Source organism: Halogranum roseipondis (assembly GCF_059695585.1).
Window position 1 is genome coordinate 2012732 of record NZ_CM185235.1, and the last position, 17266, is coordinate 2029997.

Annotated in this window: 19 protein-coding genes; 7 read left to right on the forward strand and 12 right to left on the reverse strand. The window is 67.2% G+C overall.

Going from position 1 to position 17266, the window contains the following annotated elements:
- Positions 1 to 26: 26 nt before the first annotated feature.
- Genes EOHIBHHM_RS10510 through EOHIBHHM_RS10520 form a run of 3 tightly spaced genes read right to left on the reverse strand, consistent with a single transcriptional unit; the run spans position 27 to position 2324 of the window.
- Positions 27 to 404, reverse strand: coding sequence for a toprim domain-containing protein (locus EOHIBHHM_RS10510; RefSeq protein WP_497250293.1), 378 nt, complete (start codon positions 402 to 404; stop codon positions 27 to 29).
- Positions 405 to 445: 41 nt separating this feature from the next.
- Entirely contained in the window at positions 446 to 1093 is a 648-nt protein-coding gene (locus tag EOHIBHHM_RS10515) for a hypothetical protein (RefSeq protein WP_497250295.1), read from the reverse strand.
- Entirely contained in the window at positions 1086 to 2324 is a 1239-nt protein-coding gene (locus EOHIBHHM_RS10520; protein ID WP_497250297.1) for an outer membrane protein assembly factor BamB family protein, read from the reverse strand. Before EOHIBHHM_RS10520 ends, EOHIBHHM_RS10515 begins: the two co-directional genes overlap by 8 nt.
- A gap of 206 nt (positions 2325 to 2530) precedes the next feature.
- On the opposite strand from EOHIBHHM_RS10520, the gene ftsZ reads away from it, so the two are divergent.
- On the forward strand, positions 2531 to 3715 hold the full coding sequence (gene ftsZ, locus EOHIBHHM_RS10525; RefSeq protein ID WP_497250299.1) for a cell division protein FtsZ: 1185 nt from the start codon (positions 2531 to 2533) through the stop codon (positions 3713 to 3715).
- A gap of 12 nt (positions 3716 to 3727) precedes the next feature.
- Here ftsZ and EOHIBHHM_RS10530 read toward each other — a convergent pair whose 3' ends face one another.
- From EOHIBHHM_RS10530 to lonB, 5 genes are all read right to left on the reverse strand, one after another.
- Positions 3728 to 4900 carry an RNA-guided endonuclease InsQ/TnpB family protein gene (locus EOHIBHHM_RS10530; protein WP_497250301.1) on the reverse strand — a complete coding sequence of 391 codons (1173 nt, stop codon included), beginning with the start codon at positions 4898 to 4900 and terminating at the stop codon, positions 3728 to 3730.
- Between the two features lie 154 nt (positions 4901 to 5054).
- Positions 5055 to 5309 carry a DUF7123 family protein gene (locus tag EOHIBHHM_RS10535; protein ID WP_497250303.1) on the reverse strand — a complete coding sequence of 85 codons (255 nt, stop codon included), beginning with the start codon at positions 5307 to 5309 and terminating at the stop codon, positions 5055 to 5057.
- A gap of 143 nt (positions 5310 to 5452) precedes the next feature.
- The gene (locus tag EOHIBHHM_RS10540; RefSeq protein WP_497250305.1) at positions 5453 to 5821 is read right to left on the reverse strand and encodes a DUF7563 family protein; all 369 of its coding nucleotides are present in this window, start codon (positions 5819 to 5821) and stop codon (positions 5453 to 5455) included.
- Between the two features lie 174 nt (positions 5822 to 5995).
- Positions 5996 to 6523 (reverse strand): DUF5683 domain-containing protein, encoded by a 528-nt coding sequence (locus tag EOHIBHHM_RS10545; RefSeq protein WP_497250307.1) that lies wholly within the window; start codon positions 6521 to 6523, stop codon positions 5996 to 5998.
- Positions 6524 to 6592: 69 nt separating this feature from the next.
- A complete protein-coding gene (lonB, locus tag EOHIBHHM_RS10550) occupies positions 6593 to 8602 on the reverse strand; it encodes an ATP-dependent protease LonB (protein ID WP_497250309.1) in 2010 nt (669 codons plus the stop codon).
- A 202-nt stretch (positions 8603 to 8804) separates the two neighbouring features.
- Between lonB and EOHIBHHM_RS10555 the strand changes: the two genes are divergently transcribed.
- The gene (locus EOHIBHHM_RS10555) at positions 8805 to 10979 is read left to right on the forward strand and encodes a glycoside hydrolase family 15 protein (protein WP_497250311.1); all 2175 of its coding nucleotides are present in this window, start codon (positions 8805 to 8807) and stop codon (positions 10977 to 10979) included.
- Between the two features lie 17 nt (positions 10980 to 10996).
- Here EOHIBHHM_RS10555 and EOHIBHHM_RS10560 read toward each other — a convergent pair whose 3' ends face one another.
- Entirely contained in the window at positions 10997 to 11614 is a 618-nt protein-coding gene (locus tag EOHIBHHM_RS10560; RefSeq protein WP_497250313.1) for a DUF7344 domain-containing protein, read from the reverse strand.
- Between the two features lie 440 nt (positions 11615 to 12054).
- On the opposite strand from EOHIBHHM_RS10560, the gene glmU reads away from it, so the two are divergent.
- From glmU to EOHIBHHM_RS10585, 5 genes are all read left to right on the forward strand, one after another.
- Positions 12055 to 13239, forward strand: coding sequence for a bifunctional sugar-1-phosphate nucleotidylyltransferase/acetyltransferase (gene glmU / locus EOHIBHHM_RS10565; RefSeq protein ID WP_497250315.1), 1185 nt, complete (start codon positions 12055 to 12057; stop codon positions 13237 to 13239).
- A gap of 76 nt (positions 13240 to 13315) precedes the next feature.
- Positions 13316 to 13774 (forward strand): EamA family transporter, encoded by a 459-nt coding sequence (locus EOHIBHHM_RS10570; protein WP_497250317.1) that lies wholly within the window; start codon positions 13316 to 13318, stop codon positions 13772 to 13774.
- Positions 13775 to 13844: 70 nt separating this feature from the next.
- Positions 13845 to 14069, forward strand: coding sequence for a hypothetical protein (locus EOHIBHHM_RS10575; protein WP_497250319.1), 225 nt, complete (start codon positions 13845 to 13847; stop codon positions 14067 to 14069).
- Positions 14069 to 14752: a helix-turn-helix domain-containing protein gene (locus EOHIBHHM_RS10580; protein WP_497250321.1), complete on the forward strand. Its 684-nt coding sequence runs from the start codon at positions 14069 to 14071 to the stop codon at positions 14750 to 14752. The genes EOHIBHHM_RS10575 and EOHIBHHM_RS10580 overlap by 1 nt, the downstream gene beginning before the upstream one ends.
- A gap of 68 nt (positions 14753 to 14820) precedes the next feature.
- Positions 14821 to 15279, forward strand: coding sequence for a CopD family protein (locus EOHIBHHM_RS10585; protein WP_497250323.1), 459 nt, complete (start codon positions 14821 to 14823; stop codon positions 15277 to 15279).
- A gap of 3 nt (positions 15280 to 15282) precedes the next feature.
- Here EOHIBHHM_RS10585 and EOHIBHHM_RS10590 read toward each other — a convergent pair whose 3' ends face one another.
- The 3 genes from EOHIBHHM_RS10590 to EOHIBHHM_RS10600 all read right to left on the reverse strand — a co-directional run bounded on the left by EOHIBHHM_RS10590 (position 15283) and on the right by EOHIBHHM_RS10600 (position 17083).
- Positions 15283 to 16212, reverse strand: a complete 930-nt coding sequence (locus tag EOHIBHHM_RS10590) for a calcium/sodium antiporter (RefSeq protein ID WP_497250325.1) — start codon at positions 16210 to 16212, stop codon at positions 15283 to 15285.
- A 122-nt stretch (positions 16213 to 16334) separates the two neighbouring features.
- Complete coding sequence (locus tag EOHIBHHM_RS10595) at positions 16335 to 16562, reverse strand: hypothetical protein (RefSeq protein ID WP_497250327.1); 228 nt, start codon at positions 16560 to 16562, stop codon at positions 16335 to 16337.
- A gap of 50 nt (positions 16563 to 16612) precedes the next feature.
- Positions 16613 to 17083, reverse strand: a complete 471-nt coding sequence (locus tag EOHIBHHM_RS10600; RefSeq protein ID WP_497250329.1) for an ArsR/SmtB family transcription factor — start codon at positions 17081 to 17083, stop codon at positions 16613 to 16615.
- Between the last annotated feature and the right edge of the window lie 183 nt (positions 17084 to 17266).

Sequence of the window (17266 nt, forward strand, 5' to 3'; positions counted from 1 at the left end):
CGGTGGGCCTCAACGACCCGGAGTGACTACCACGTCCGCCCGAACAGGTTGTTCAGCGACTCGACGTCGCGCCGTCCGTGTGCCGTTAGCGTCTTCCCGACCCGCCGTCGCCAGTCGACGCGGACGCGACGCCCCGGAAGGAGTTCGCGGAGTCGGGCGTTCAGTCGCCGACCGGCGGGGTCGAAGTCGGTCAGGATCACCACCTCCGGCTCCGAGATCGACGAGGCGAACGCGACGAGCCCGTCGGCCTCCGCACACCGGTAGACCGGGTTCTCGAAGCCAGCACGGCGAAGTCCGCGTTCGTCGTTCCGCCCCTCGACGATGGCGGCGTCGACCTCGATACTCATCCGTCGGACCGCCGTCGCCAACGCTTCGACCCACGGCTCCGGGCGATGGACTGTCATGGCACGTCTCTAGAGGGACCGACGGAGCGTGTATCTCTCGGTCAGCGCGGCTCCGCCGACGGCGACGGGGCGGGTGTGGGGTCGTCGACGAGCGCGTAGCCGAGCGTCCCGAAGGCGACAGCGAGGAGGAGGGTCGCGAACGCCGACGCCGAGAGCGCGACCGCGGTCAGCAGGAGCCCGCCGACGAGCGCGACGCCGACCCGCCGTGCGGGGCCACGGCGGGCCAACACGAGGCCGTAGAGACACAGCCCGACGAGCGCGAGCACAGCGCCGACGACTGCGACGAACGCACTCGCGACCCCCGTCGGTTCGGCGACGTCGCCGGCGAGTTCGTTCAGGTGGGTCACGGCGAACCCGAGAGACGCCACCGCGACGAGGCCGACGCCGAGCACCGACGCGAACGCGAGGAGATGACGGAGCGTCCCGTACGCTCGGCGGTCGCGGAGCCACAGACCGAGGAGACCGACCCAGAACCCGAACGCCGCGAGCAGCCACGTGATCGGGAGGACGACCGAGTGGACGAACTGCGGGTGGGTGACGGGCGGGCGGAACACGAACGAGTCGGGTCTCGCTACGAGCGTCTCGACGACCGTCCCGACGATCACCAGGACGCAGGCGACGAGCGTCGCGACGCCGCACGCCAGCACCCACCGCGGCCGAACTGTCTCCGACGAGAGTCGGCTACGCATCCGCGGCCTCCGCGAGTGCGACGACCTGTCCTCGGTCCGTCGTCGCGAAGACGGCGTCCGTCCCGACGGCCGGCGATCGGAGACTCCCGGGCGCTCGCAGCTGCCATCCCGCCTCGCCGAACCGCGAGGCGAACTGCTGGAGCGTGCGACCGTCGTCCGTTCCGACGAGGACGGCGTCGCTCGTCGCGGCCCGTGCGACCCCCTCGCCGAGCCAGGAACACCACCTCGGCGTCGGCTCGCCGGAGTCGGTGTCGAGCGCGAAGACGGCGCTCGGTCCCTCCGGCGGCTGTTCGACTGCGTAGACGAGCTCGTCGGTGACGACGGGCGTCGCGAACCCGCCCGTCTGTCGTTCGTAGCTCCACCGCCCGTCACCGTCGTGCGCGCTGGCGCGGAGGCCGTCGTACGACCCGACGTACAGCGTCGACTCGGTGACGACCGGTGCACTCGGTCGGCGGCCGCCCACCGTCAGCGACCGGCGCGTCCCGTCGGCGAGGTCGTACGCCGCGAGCGTCTCGTCGGCGACGAACACCGACGACCCGAACGCGGCCGGCGGCCCCTCGGCCGTACTCGCGGCCGCCTCCCACCGCCGCGTGCCGGTCTCGCGGTCGAACGCGACGACGCCTCGCTTCGCCGACGCGACGACGACGTCGCGGTGGACGGTCGGCGCGGCGGTCGGCAACGGGAGCGCCATCTCCCACTCGACGGTGCCGTCGTCGGTCGCCAGCGAGACCACGCCGTGGGCGTCGTGGACGTAAACCGACCCGTCGGCGACGGCCGGTGTGACCGTCGTGCCGACCCGGTCGTGGGTCCAGCGTCGCTCTCCGGTCGTCGCCTCGAAGGCGGTGAGTCCGCCGTTGTCGCCGCCGACGTACAGCGTCCCGTCGGCCAGCGCCGGCGGACTGGCCTCGTCGGACGCGCCCGCCGCTGTCAGCTCTCGACGCCACGCGACGCGCGGTTCTCCGGTCGGGACGGTGTTGCCGTCGCCGAACCCGGTGTGACCCGCGTCGAAGCGGTACTGCGACCAGTCGTGCGTCTGCTCGGGGAGTGGGGTCGCCGTGGTCCCCGTCTCGGTCCCCCCGACTCGCAAGGTGACGTCCGGGTCCGGTGGGTCCGAGTCGGGACACGACGAGCTGCAGCCGGCGAGTCCGACGCCGAGCGCGACGAGGCCGGCCTGCAGCACGTTCCGTCGCGTTCGTTGGCTTCCTCGCTGTCGCCGTCGTTCAGACGACACGACGTCACCACCTCTCGGTGGGCTCCGCCGGAGAGACGTGAGCGGAGAGAGACGGCCATCCGAGCGACGGGCGACAGCCGGCGGACGTGGAGGGAGGGCAGACGGTCATACGAACGGTCGACGCAGTGACGTATCAAATCTCTTGTGCTCCGGCCGGTCGCAGCCGTCTACTTTTTCCCCCCGGGGGCGAAAGCCCCCACTACTCAATGGATTCACGAGAGAACGACGATGTCGACGTCCCTTCTGCCGAGGAGACACCCGACCTCGGCGACGACGTCGGCGGATGGCCCGACCACGACCAGGAGGATCTGGAGAACGACGAGACGTTCGACGCGACGTCGTCGAACGGCAAACTGGGTGGAGCGACGACGTCGTCGACCGACCCGGGGATGACGGACGAGGAACTGATCGAGATCCTCGAGACGCTGGAGACGAACATCACGGTCGTCGGCTGCGGCGGTGCCGGCTGTAACACCGTCAACCGACTCGCCGAGGTCGGCGTCACGGGGACGAAGCTCGTCGCGGCGAACACCGACGTCCACGACCTCGTCGGGACGGACGCCGACGAGAAGATCCTCCTCGGGGCGGAGGGGAGACAGGACCGCGGTCGCGGTGCCGGGTCGATCCCGAAGAACGGCGCGGACGCCGCCTACGAGAGCCAACAGGACATCCGCGACACCGTCGAGGACGCCGACATGGTGTTCGTCACCGCCGGGATGGGTGGCGGCACCGGCACCGGGTCGGCCCCGGTCGTCGCCGCGACCGCCCGCGACGCCGGCGCGTTGACGATCAGCGTCGTGACGATGCCGTTCGCCTCCGAGGGGAAGGTCCGGATGGAGAACGCGATGGGTGGCGTCTCCCGACTCCGCGAGGAGAGCGACACGCTCATCGTCATCCAGAACGACCGCCTGCTGGACGCGGTCGGTAACCTCCCGGTCGAACAGGCGTTCAAGGTCGCAGACGAGGTGTTGATGCGCTCGGTGAAGGGGATCTCCGAGCTCATCACGACCGAGAGCTTCGTCAACCTCGACTTCGCCGACGTCAAGACCATCATGGGTCGCGGCGGGATGGCGCTCGTCGGCATGGGCGAGGGCGAGGGTGACTACCGCGCGGACAACGCTATCAATTCGGCGCTGCGCTCGCCGATGCTCGACGCCGACATCAGCAGCGCGACGGGCGTGTTGGTGAACGTCACCGGCGGCCCCGACATGAGCATCGCGGAGGCCGAGGGCGTCGTCGAGGACATCTACGAACGCGTCGACCCCGGCGCACGCATCATCTGGGGTGCGTCCGTCGACGAGGACGTCGGCGAGGAGATGCGCGTCATGCTGATCGCGACCGGCGTCACGCCGGCGAGTCTGACGCCGGAACAGACCGAAGTCGACTGGTGACTTCTCCCACGACTAACGTCGTGGGCTTCCTTCACTGAAGGTTTGGCCCACGTCTGAAAGGGAGTTCGCAAGTTCCATCTCACCGTTTGTTCCTTTGAGTACGACTTGCGTTTCGGGGCGAGCCACAACGCCCCCCGCCATCGACAGCGGGCTTCCGATATCCGTGCCAATGGCTCGTTTTCCGATGTTCGTTGCACCGTTCTTGTCAGCGTTATCGTCCAACCCACAGGCGTGACACTCGACACGGCCTTGTACCTCACGACTCGTGTTCTGTGACCCACATCGCCAACACGTCACGGATGTATCGTATTCTTTGACGGGGACACACGCTCGACCGTCGAGGTGTGCCTTGTACGTGAGGATATTCGCCATCTTCGCAAACGGCATCTTGTGTGTCTTGTCGTTGACGTACCGTTCCTCGTCGTTGTCGAAGCGAATACCCGTCATGTCTCCGAAGACGATGACGGCGTTGCGCTCTCGTGCGCGAGCGACAACCTCGTTGGCGACTTTGTGGAGCGCATCTTCGACCGTTCGGGATTCTTTGTCACCGAGACGTGCGATGACTTTCCTCCCCTGTCGCACCTTTGCTTTCCCGATGGACTTTCGGAGTTGCTTGTAGTGTTCTCGAACGTCTCGAACGCGCTTCCCGTGGAATTGGGTATCTCGGTCGGAGAGGAACGTGCTGACAGCAATCCACTTCGCCCCCATATCGACGGCAAGCACGTCGTCGTATGCCTCGTCAACGGTCACAGACCGCTTGCAGACGAGGTGAACGTACCACTTGCCGTCTTTGCAAATTAACTCAGAGTCACGGATGGTGTTATCGTCCATCAACGACTCATCCTTCGAGGGAACGATAGCGGGGCACCAAATACTGTTCCCACGTCCCTTTTCGGGGTCGTAGATGGGCACTTTGAACCACCACTTCGAGAGAACCGTGTCAGCATCTTGCTTGATGGTGATACAGTCGTTTCTGAGAACGACAGGCTGCGTGGTGTCCGTTCGTGGATTCTTGTTTGTGCGAACCTTGCTTGCCTGTTGTTTCGTCGCTGAGTAGAGGTTCACGTCGTCGGCTCCGTGGACTGCTCGTTGAAACTCGTCGTACTCTCGGGAGAGCAATGCTTCCTTCCGTCGAGTGAGCGAGTGGAGCCGAACGCGGACGGTGGTTGTGACCTCTTGGTTCATCGGTTCGCTGTACTCTGAATCTCGGACTGAACTGTCTTAGCGATGACGGGAGCAACCGTTATCCACGCTGTGTCTGTGATTTGTGAAGTGTAGTGTCGGATTCATCCCACCCCTAAAGGAGTGGGCTTTCTCCTCGATTTCTGTAATCGACCGTTCAGGTCAGCGCGACGCGCCACGTCGTGGCGTTCGTGTACGACCACTTCTCGACTTCGAGGTCGGGGGCGGACTCGGCGAGTTTCAGCATGAGCGCGCCGATCTCCTTCGAGGAGAGGCCGACGTCGTCGGCGATGAACTTCCCCTTGAAGTAGAGTTCGCCGCCTCTCTCGGCCGTCTTCTCGCGCAGGTAGTTCGCCAGTCGGAGCTCTTTGGAGGGCGATTCGAGGGCGGGCTGTGGTGCAGTCGTACTCATGGTGACTCCACCTTTCCCCAGGCACGCCGACCCCAAGTAGTGTAAACAATATGAATTCTATTTTCGTCTGATTCGTCTCGAATCGGTGCAAAACGTGATCGGCGAAACGTTTCTGGATCTTTCGAGACCGTTGCTACGCGATTCTACGGTCGTTGTTTGGAGAACACGGCTCGGAAGAAGCCGAACCGCGAGCGGCCGGCGTCCGCGCTCACCGTCGGCGAGTCCGGTGTGACGACGTCGAAGTCGGCGGCGTCGTCGAAGTCGTCGACCGTGACGGACAGTCCGTCCTCGTCGTCCGCCGTCGCGTCCGTCTGGGCGGCGAGTTGCTCGGACGACTCCGACGTGGTCGCGACGAGGTCGACCGCGTCCGGCTCTCCGGAGTCGACGAGGCCGGTCGGCTTCGACTCGGCTCCGCGACACGCGAGACAGGCACGGACGGTTCGGTCGTTGTCTCCGAACACTCGGACGAAGTCGGGCGACACGTATCCTCCACAGGTTGCACACGCTGGCATCTCTCTTCCCACCGAACGATGGCACGTGAGAACGTAGCATAAGTATCGAGGGCGTACAGCGCCGGTATGGTCGACATACTCCCGAAATCCAGTACGTCAAGAAGGCTGACAGGGACTATCTGGCGGTCGGGAGACCGACCGACACGGCACCGTCGTCCGGTTCGGCGCAGCCGCTCAGTTCGACGACTCCCGTTCCTCTCCGTCGGTGGGACGGTCCGCGTCCCCGAGGTGATCGGTCGTCGAGGCGTCGTCGGTGTCGATGTCGTCGGTCGCGACGGCGTCCGTCCGCGTCGTCTCTGCAGTCCAGGTGGACTCTCTCTCCCGGCCGACGGTTGCTCGCTCCGCGGTCGTGTACGCGTCGTAGATGGCGTACACCCAGATGATCGGGTACAGAACGAACCCGACGACGATCACCACCGACAGCACGGCGAAGAGACTCGCGACGATGAACCCGAGTCCCTTCTCCAACTCGCGGTTGTACAGCTGGCCGAGTCCCGGGAGCAGCGCCGAGAGCGCGGCGGCGACGAAGGGGTTGCCACCCTCGAGCGCGGCGTCGACGGACGACCGCGGCGGCGGTAGCTGCCGGACGCCACACTCCGGGCAGATCTCGGCTCGTGCGCTGATCACCACACCGCAGTCCCGACAGAACGCCTCGTCGGGATCGCGGGTTCGACTCGACTCGGAGCCGGAGGGCGTCGTCATGGCTCACGCTTGGTCGCCTCGAGTTAAAAGTACCCGGACAGGGGAGAACCGTCGACGTCGCGGGACCGCCTACTGTGGGCTTGGGCTCCCGCCGCGGCCGACGCCGTCGAACACCGTGTCGGCGATCTCGAGCAGTCGACCGAGCGGCGAGTCGACGTCCGGCGACCCGTCGAGGGCGTACGCGAGCACTTCGCTGATGTGCGAGACGGGGAGGATCTCGACCAGCTCCCGGTACTCGTCTTCGACCATCACGTCTTGCAGGTTCGCGGCGGGGACGATCACCCGCTTCATGCCGGCCTTCGCGGCCGCCTCGACCTTGTGGGTGATGCCGCCGACGGGGAGGACGTCGCCGCGCACCGACAGCGAGCCGGTCATGGCGGTCGACTGGTCGACGCCGACCCCCTCCAGCGCACTGATGACCGCCGTCGCGACGGTGACCGATGCCGAGTCGCCGTCGACGCCGCCCGCTCCGGCCTGCACGAACTGGATGTGGACGTCCCGCTCGTGGAGCGAGGTCTCCGAGTACTTCTTGACGATCGCCGAGACGTTCTGGACGGCCTCCCTGGCGACCTCCTGGAGTTTGCCCGTCGCGATGACGGATCCCGGCCCCTGCGAAGGCGTCACCTCGGCCATCACGGGGAGGACGATGCCGGAGTCCTCGCCCATGACGGCGAGCCCGTTGACCCGTCCGACGACCGACCCCTCGACCATCGCGACGTCGTAGTCCTTGCGGCGCTGGATGTAGTCGTCGGCGATCTGCTGTTCGATGCTGCGGGCGCGCCGCTTCGCCTGCAACACGTGGTCGCGGGTGGTCACAGTCGCGTCCTCGGAGCGGGCGACGTCGCCGGCGACGCGCACCAGTCCGCCGAGGTTCCGGAACTCGAGGGTGAGTCGCCCCTTGCGCCCCGCCCGGCGCTGTGCCTCGAGGACGACCTCCGCGATGGCCGCCCGCGAGAACGGCGGCAGTCGGCCGTCCTTGGCGACCTCCTGAGCGACGAAGCGCGCGTACTTCCGTCGCATCTCGGGGGAGTCCTCGGTGGTGTCGTCCATGTACACCTCGTAGCCGTTACCTTTGATACGTGAGCGGAGCGCGGGGTGCATGTGCGCCATCGCGTCGAGGTTGCCGGCGGCGACGAGCACGAAGTCGGTCGGCACCGGGTCGGTCTTCACCATCGCCCCCGAGGAGCGTTCGGACTGCCCGGTGATCGGAAACTCCTGTTCCTGCATCGCGGTCAGGAGATGCTGCTGGGAGCGGACGTCGAGCGTGTTGATCTCGTCGACGAACAGCACGCCCTTGTTCGCCTTGTGGATCGCACCGGGTTCGACGCGGTCGTGACTCGGCGTCTCGAGGCCACCCGACTGGTAGGGGTCGTGACGGACGTCGCCGAGCAGCGCCCCCGCGTGCGCGCCCGTCGCGTCGACGAACGGGGCCGTCGAGTCGGGGTCGGCCGTGACGACGAGGTTCGGGACCAGCGCGCTACTGCGGCGGGCGGTCGAGCGGAACAGCAGGAAGACGATGCCCGCCGCGAGAACGCCCAAGAGCAGTTGCCCCGAGACGAGCACCGAGTAGCCGAGGATCAGGAGGATCAGTCCCCACACGAGGAACGACCGGAACTGCCCCGACTTGCGCGCCTCTGCCCTGTGAGCCTCCACGATCTCCTTTCCCTTCCCGGCGGGGACAGTTCTGATCTTCGGGCGGTTCCCGTCTTCGGGATTGTGGTAGACGAGGACGTCCTGTACCGACTCCTTCGGCAGCAGTTCCGCCATCGCCTTCGACAGCATCGACTTCCCGGTTCCGGGCGACCCGATCATCATCACGTGCCGACGCTGCTGTGCCGCCTTGGTGACGACGTCGCGGGCGTGCTCCTGGCCGATGACCTGGTCGACGAGTCGCTCGGGTATCTCGATCTCCTCGCTCGTCTCGACGTCGAGACCCCCGAGGAGAGCCGTCACGTCCCCGGGTTCGACCGTGTCCGCGGTGGTCGATGCGCCTCCGGTCGGAGACGACGTCGCTCCCGTCTGTCGACTCAATGACTCGATCTCTTCGGAGATTGCGTCACTGGGCGGTTCAGCGATCATAGAATACGTACTAGATTGTTATGCGAGCTGATATACTTTCCTCGGTGACGCTCTCCCGGTTTCGGTGACGTCGAGTGGTTCGACGGTGCTCTGTCCGCCGGCCACGGACCGCGACGGGACAGATGAGACAACCGACACGTCGTCGGACCGGTGTTTCTCGGTCGGCAGTGACGTTATCTCTTCGCCTCGCCAACGGTCCGCGATGATCGGTGGCAGACTCACGCGCAGCCTTCGAACGCTCCTGCCGCCGCTGCGACTGCGCGAGGCACCCGAGTTCTTCGGGCCGACGGACATCAACGCCCAGTCGGGGAACCAGCGGCTCTCGGTCGCGCTGAACGGCGAGGGGACGGTCACCGTGCTTCGGTGGCCGCGGCCGTCCTTCTTCAACCACGTGAAGTACCACACCACGCGTCGGAGCGACCCCCGGTACGGGGCGCATCCGAACGAGGGGATGTTCCTCGGTCTACACGTGGAGACGGAGGCCGGAGCCGAGACGACGTGGCTCCGGGACTGGGCAACGACACAGCGGTACGACGGCGACGGATCGGACACCGTCGTCACCGAACACCGCTCGGACGCGCTCGGTCTCACCGTCCGCGTCGTCGACACCGTCGCCGTCGACGAAGACGTTCTTCTCCGGGCGGTGACGGTCCGGCGAGACCCATGCTCGCCCGTCGAATTCGCCTCGCTGCTCGCGTTCGCCCACTTCCATCTCGGCGTCTCGAAGAAAGCCAAGAGCCCGACCCACGACCTCAGACGCCACCCCGACGACCGCACCCACGCTCGCTATCGGGTCGACCTCGACGCCGTCGTCGCGACCAAACGCGGCGTCGACGAGTCGACCGACACCCGGCGTCGAGTCAGCGTCGCGATGGGGTTCGACCAGCGGAGCGACCACCACCAGGTCGGCCGCGACGCGTTCGATCCTCGCTACGACGAGACGGCCGACGCGCGAGACGCCTACGAGAGCGCGTCCGCGGGGGAGTTCTCCGGAGACGACGCCCACAGCGGGAAGCCGACCGCCGTGTTGGCGACGCCGCTCGCGTTCGAGGACGACGCTGCCACGGCGACAGTCGTCGTCGCGGCGGCGACAGATCGGGAATCGGTCTCGGCGCTCCTCGCCCGTGCGCGGACGCTCGACCCGTCGACCGTCGCCGCAGAGAAGGCCGCGTGGTTCGACTCGTTGCTCGCCGACGCGCCGATGCCCGCCACCGACGACCCCGTCGTCCGAGCGGTCGCCCGGCGCGCGCTCGTCACGCTCGTCACCAACTACGACCCCGTCTCGGGAGCTATCGTCGCCTCTATCGCCACTCAGAGCCCCTACGCGCAGGACTGGCCGCGCGACGGCGCGTTCTGCAACCACGTGCTGAACGTCGTCGGTCTCTCCGAGTGGGCCGACAAGCGCAACCGCTGGTACGCGGCGCTCCAGCGGACCGACGAACGCCGTCTGTTCGGTCACACGCTCGTCCCGAAGGGGAACTGGGTGATGAACTACTACGCCGACGGCGTCGCCGGGGGCCCCATCCCCTGGGAGATCGACCAGACGGGGCTGACCGTCTGGACGCTCTGGGATCACTACCGCGCGACGGGGGACGAGCGCTACCTCCGAGAGGTCTACCCGGCGATCAGACGCGCGGCCGACTTCCTGGCGGGCTACCGCGACGCCACGACCGGCCTCCACCGGGCCGCCCACGAGGACGACAACGTCGTCCCCTCGCGGACGATCCACGGCGCGAGTACGGTCTGGCTGGCGCTCGACTCCGCGCTCGCGGCCGCCCGAGTGCTGGGTGCCGTCGAGGACGCGGCGCGCTACCGTCGACGACGGGACGAACTCCAGGCGGCCATCGACGCCCACCTGTGGGACCCCGAGGCAGAGGCGTACAGCAGCGGGAAGTCGGTGCTCGACCGACTGCTGGAGCACCGCCACGCCCCGGACGTCCTCCGCGCGCTCCCCATCCTCCCGGGGACCGGCGGCAACACGACGCTCGCGTGGCCCGCACGGTTCGCGGCGGCCGACCACCCGCGGATGCGCGGCCACCTCGACCACGTCTGGGCGGTCGTCGAACCCTCGTTCGCCGAACCCACGGCGGGGCAGCGTCGCTTCGGGATGTACGAGTCGAAGGCGCTCGTCGCCCTCGCGACCGGGTGGCGCGACGATCCCGAGCGGCTGGCTCGGGTCCGACGCGGCGTCGGTTGGATCGCTCACAACCACGCGACGCCCGACACGCACGTCCTGGGCGAGGCGTGGATCCGAGAGGACGGTCGAATCCGAACGGCGGTCTCACAGCCACACACCTTCACGCAGTTGCTGTTCTACTACGCGAGCGTGCTCGCCTTCCCCGCGTCGGAGCAGACCGCCGACGCCGCCGCCTGGTGAGCTCGAAAGAACGAGTCTTATCCCGCGGTGAACCGCCGCTGACGGAGCACGCCGACGGTCACCAGCGCGAACAGCCCGGTGATGAGGAAACTGAGATAGCTGGAGAGGACGGCGGGAGCCACGCCGAGCCACGAGACGGCCGTGAGGAGGAGGCTGACGACCGTCGCCGTCCCGTAGTAGCGGTTCGACTCTTCCGAGAGCGGCGCGGCGGCCGTCGGTTCGGTCTCGGCCTCGTCGTCGGCGTCGTCCTCGCTCTCGACGTCGATGTAGGGTCGGAACTGCTCGACGGCGGAGGTGGGAGTGACGACGCCGCGGCTCTGATTGTAGTCGACGATCCCCTTGTCGTCGAGTTTCGGCAGGTGACACTGGTAGAGCGAGATGTACGCACGCTGGCGCTCGTCCGAGGTGAGCCGCTGGAGCGTCGTGTCGTTCTCCCACGCCGCGACGGACTCCGCGATGGCGCGCATCTCGAACGGTTCGTCGTCGTCGTGGGTGAACACGTATCGGAGGACCGCCCGTCGACGCGCGTTCTGCAGCAGATGGAACACTTCGTCTGCAGACAGATCGGTGACGGCGTGCTCCTGTTCGCTCGTCGGCTCTTCGGTGGTGCCTGTTGCACTGTCCTGTGCGCTCATGTTCGTGTCTCACCGACTCTCTGCACGAGAGATAAACCGGGTCGTCCGTTCGGTCTCGTTCGACGCCGTTCACTCCGTTCAAACCCGTTCACGTCGCGCGGTTCACGTCGCTTCGGAGCCGTCACGAACGTCGGTTCGATCCGACAGTCCCCAAGTCGAAACAGTCCGAAACGCAGTGAAACAGTGACCAACAGCGGACCCGCTCGTCCCCCGTCTCCGGCGTGCGAGACGACGCCACGCGTTGCACAAGACATTTAACTTCCCCTGACTGTCTGTCTGATACGGAAATCGGACGACGGACAACAGGCAGCACGGGTAGGGGTACACGGACTGCCTCGCGTCGGTCGTCCTTTTTGAGTATTTCAGCCGCCGAGCGACGGCGCTCGTCGTCGCTCTCCTGCGGCGGAAACGCTATCGGGTCGGGTCGCGACTCTCCGGGTATGCAGACAGTCGTACTCGCTGCGGGGGAGGGCACTCGGATGCGACCGCTGACGGTGCGCCGCCCGAAACCGATGCTCCCGGTCGCCGACCGACCGTTGGTCGGCCACACCGTCGCCGCGGCAATCGAGGCCGGCGCGACCAGCGTCGTCCTCGTCGTCGGGTACGAGGCCGACGACGTCCGAACTCACTTCGGGGACCGCGTCGACGACGTCGACGTCACCTACGCCGTCCAGTCCGAACAGCGCGGCACGGCCGACGCCGTCCGCACCGCCGCCGCCCATCTCGAAGACGGCCCGTTCGCCGTGCTGAACGGCGACGCCCTGTACGACGTCCCCTCGCTCACGGCGCTCTACGGGACCGACGCCGCCGTCGGGTCGTACCGCGTCGACGACCCGACGAACTACGGCGTGTTGACGACGGACGGGTCGACCGTCACGGGCGTCGTCGAGAAACCCGAAGAGCCACCGTCTGATCTCGTCAACACGGGTGCGTACGTCTTCCCCGCCGAGGCGCAGTCGTGGCTCGACGTCGGCGAGAGCGAACGCGGCGAACTCGAGTTGACCGACGTGCTCGAACACGCCTGCCGGGAGTACGACGTCCAGTCGGTCCCGTTCGACCGCTGGCTCGACGTCGGCCGGCCGTGGGAGCTGTTGGAGGCCAACGAGTGGAAGCTCGGCGAACTGAAACGCGACGTCCGCGGCGACGTCGCCGAGAGTGCGGTGCTCCGCGGCGACGTCGTCGTCGAGGACGGTGCGACGGTCGGACCCGGCGTCGTCGTCGAGGGACCGGCGCTGATCCGTGCGGGGGCGTCGGTCGGACCGAACGCCTACGTCCGCGGGGCGACGCTCGTCGGCGAAGGCGCGAAGGTCGGTCACGCCGTCGAGGTGAAAAACAGCGTGCTCATGGAGGGGGCGACGGTCGGTCACCTCTCGTACGTCGGCGACAGCGTGCTCGGCCGCGACGTCAACTTCGGTGCCGGCACGACGGTCGCCAACCTCAGACACGACGGGGCGGACGTGCGGACGACGGTGAAGGGCCAACGCGTCTCGACGGGCCGCCGGAAGTTCGGCGTCGTCGTCGGCGACGGGACGAAGACCGGTATCAACGCCAGTCTCAACGCGGGCGTCGTCCTCTCGACGGACGCCCGGGTCGCCCCGGGCGAGGTCGTCACCCGCGACCGATAGGGCACGCCGATCCGCGGTCGGGACCGGTGCCGGTGCCGACGTCGGCCGAACCGCTCTTTGTGCACGAGTGAGGACAGTGAGACGAACGGCGGCCGTCGACGCCCCGTTCGTCGCGACACAGATGAACGGACCACTCGTCTTCGCAGTCATCACGATGTTCGCCTGGGCAGGATGGACCATCTTCGCGAACTTCGCGGCGAGGTCGATGCGACCGGCGACGGTGGCGACGGTGTCGTATCTGGTCGCTCTCCCCGTCGTCGTCGGCTACATGCACGTGTCCGGAGAGCAGATCTCGATGACGACGCGGGGTGTCTGGTTCGGAACCCTTGCGGGCGTCTGCTCGGCGATCGGGACCGTCTCGCTCTACATCGGTCTCCAGCGAGGGCGGCCGTCGGTGGTCACGACGGTCAGCGCGCTCTACTTCGTCGTCGCGGCGGTGGTGGGGATGCTGGTCCTCGGTGAGTCGGTCACCGCGACGAAACTGCTCGGCCTCCTCTTCGCCGTCGCCGCCATCGCACTGCTCGCTATCTCGTGATCGCGGGCACCGGCAGTGGCCCCTCTCGTCACCGTCCACTTTTGTCACCTCGGTTCGTAGCCCCGAGAAGATGCTTCGCACACTAGCCGCCCTGCTCGGACTCGTCGAACTGCTCTTCCCGAAACAGGTCGTCGACGTCGCGACCCGACTCGCCTATGAGACGCCCGAGGAGTTCGAGGTCAAACCGTGGGTCTACACGGCCGCTCGCGTCGAGGGACTCGTCTTCCTGCTGTTGGCGACGGGGAAGCTGAGGTGTTGTGACGACACGGACGGCGAGGACGACGACGCCACCTGATGAGTCTCATCGCGGAGTATCGGCTGTCGAGTCCGAGCCTCCCCCTCATGGAGTCACTCGGGACCGTTCCGGAGTTGACGCTCCACCTCGAACACGAACACGCCGAGAACCCCCGCGAGCCGACGCTGTTCGTGTGGGCGGAGGGCGGCGACTTCGAGGCGTTCGAGACCGCAGTCGACGACGACCGGTCGGTCGCCTCCCTCCGCGTGCTCGAACGACTGGACGATCGGCGGCTCTACCGGATCCAGATCTCCCCCCGGGCCGAGGTCGTGATGTCTCCCGCCGGGGTCGAGGTCGGTGCGTCCCAGCTGTCCGTCTCCGCCACACACGAGGGGCTCGACGTCCGACAGCGGTTCCCCGACCACGACGCGCTCCGCCGGTACAGCGAACTGTGTCGGGAACAGGACGTCTCGTTCTCGCTCCGGCGGCTCTACGGGCTCGACTCGGACGTCTCGGCGTCCGACAGCGCGTACGGACTCTCACAGAAACAGTGCGAGGCGCTCCGGTTGGCCGTCGCGACCGGCTACTTCGACGTCCCCCGCGACGTCGACCTCGGCGACCTCGCCGCCGAGTTGGGCGTCTCCTCGCAGTCCGTCTCCGAACGACTCAGACGGGGGACGGCCACGCTGGTCCGGCGAACGCTCCCGACGGACGAGGAGGAGTACTCGCTCGACGGGCGGTAGGGGAGGCCTACTGCCACGCTGTCCGTCGAAATCGGCCGTACTAAGTGCCGACCCTCCAAGGGAGCGATATGGCAGTGATCGACGCCGCGATGGCCAGTGCGCATCTGCTCTTCGCCGGACTGTGGACCGGGAGTGTGCTTTTCACCAGCTACGCCGTCCTCCCGACGGCCGCGAGCGGCGACATCGACGTTGCACCGCTCGAGACCATCGTCGGCAAACTGACGACCGTCTCGCGGGCGAGTGCGCTCTTCTTGCTCCTTTCGGGTGGCCACCTCGCCGGGACGCGCTACACGGCCGAGTCGTTGTTCGGGACGCCGCGAGGCCACCTCGTGCTCGCGATGGTCGCGCTGTGGTTCGTCCTCGCGGCGCTCGTCGAGGTCGGTGCGAGCAAACTGCGTGACGGACTCGACGAGCGGAAGGTTCGGACGCCCGCTCACGACGTCCGGCGTCTGTTTACCGCCGCCGCCGTGGTCGCGCTGCTCCTCCTCGTCGACGCCGGCCTCCTGCTCGGCGGCGTCCCGCTCTGAGGCTCACCCGAACCCGAGCAGCCAGCGGACGACCTCCGACCCCAACAGCGCGCCGCCCTCGACCCGCGAGAGCCGCCGCCCCGTCCACAGCGTCACGAGGAAGACGGCGACGAGCGCGAGCAGCCACAGCATCCCGCCGAAGGCGGCGGCCGTCACCGAGAGCGGCTCGACGAGCGCCGCGAGCCCGAGCACGCCGAACAGGTTGACGACGTTGCTCCCGATGACGTTGCCGAGCGAGAGCCCCGACCGTCCGCGGAGGGCGGCGAGGAGCGAGACGACCAACTCGGGGGTCGACGTGCCGACGGCGACGATCGTCGCGCCGATCGTCCACTCGGAGATGCCGAACGAGCGCGCGATCGTCGTGGCGGCGTCGACGAGCAGCGCGCCGCTGCCGACGACGACGACGAGGCCGACGACGAGTTTGCCGGCCGCGCGAGCGAGCTCTCTCTCGGTCGTCGCCCCGGAGTCGCCGCGCGGACCCTCGCCGTGGTTCCGGAACAGCGACCAGAGATACAGGAGCCAGAGAGCGAGCAGTAGGCCGCCCTCCAGTCGCGACACGCGGCCGTCGGCGGCGGCGACCGTCGCGAGCACCGTCGTCCCGACGAGGACGACCCCGTCGCGTCTGACGAGTGACCGCGAGACGGGGAACGCGCGGACGAGCGCGACGACGCCGAGGACGACGGCGATGTTGACGATGTTCGACCCGACGACGTTGCCGACGGCGAGATCCGTGTGACCGGTGGCGACGGCGTCGAGCGTCACGACGACTTCGGGGAGTCCCGTCCCGAACGCGACGATCGTGAGACCGACGACGAGTTCGGAGATACCGAGCCGACGCGCCAGCGCCGAGGCACCGGTGACGAGCCACTCGGCACCGAGCCAGAGACCGACGATGCTCCCGACCAGCGACGCGACAGCCCACAGGAGTTCCATCAGTCGGACTGTGGCGGCGTGCTACCTTCGAAGGTGTACCTACGCATAACTGTGCAGAAGGAGACTCTCCCGGTGTATCATCTTTTCTGTCGGTCCCGTCGTCTCCACGCTCGGCGAGTAGATCAGATGTCGAGATCCCGGAACGCCTCGATGTCGGGGAGTTCCTTCACCCCCTGGTTGACGCCGACGTACTCGCCAGTCTCGACCGCTCGTTCGAACGCCTCGACGTTCGGATACTCGCGGAAGGTGAGCACCGTGCCGTCTTCGACCATGAACACGACCTCCGTGGTGCTGTCGAGGTACTCGTACTGGTCTGCCTTCTCCGGTGATTTGATCTCGTCGTCTTTCACGGTATATGTTACCACTGAGCGCACATGAACGTGTGCTTCGTTCGTCTCGCTTACAGGTACTGGTCGAGGAACGTCCGGAACGTGTCGTCGTCGAGCGTGAACGAGACCTGAACGCTGTTCTCCTTCGGATCGTACTGGACGCCGTCGAGATCGATCGTCTGCCTGACCGTCCGGATCGCGTCGGCGAACTTGTCGTCCGAGCCCGACTCCGTCGTGACGCCGTCTTCGGTCACGCGAACGGTGACGTTGTCCATCGTCGTCCGGTAGGCTCCCTTGGTCACGATGCCTGCCTCGAACTGGGTGCACTTCTCGACGAGTCCGAGATCGTGGAGTTGGCGGAGTCGACGGTAGACGGTCGCCTCGGAGACGTCACACTGGGCGGCGAACTCTTCGACGGTGACGACCCGTTGTTTGCCGAGACGGAGTATCTCGCGGGCGACGGCGTCGCCGAGGATGTCGAGAACGGCGGTCGAATCGACACCGTTCGATCCGTCGGCGCTGTCGGCCTGGTCGGCAGTCATTGACACGTAGGGTCATAGTCCGCATAACGGCTTAATCAATCGCCTCCTGCTGTCCGTTCAACGAGCAGTTTAGTCGGGTGGCGCCGTCGCCGGTCGCGAGCACCGGAGACGGTCGTCGACGGGGGACTGCGGGCGGTCGGTCGGAGAGCGTACCGGACCGGCTTGGACTCCCTACCAGCGTCC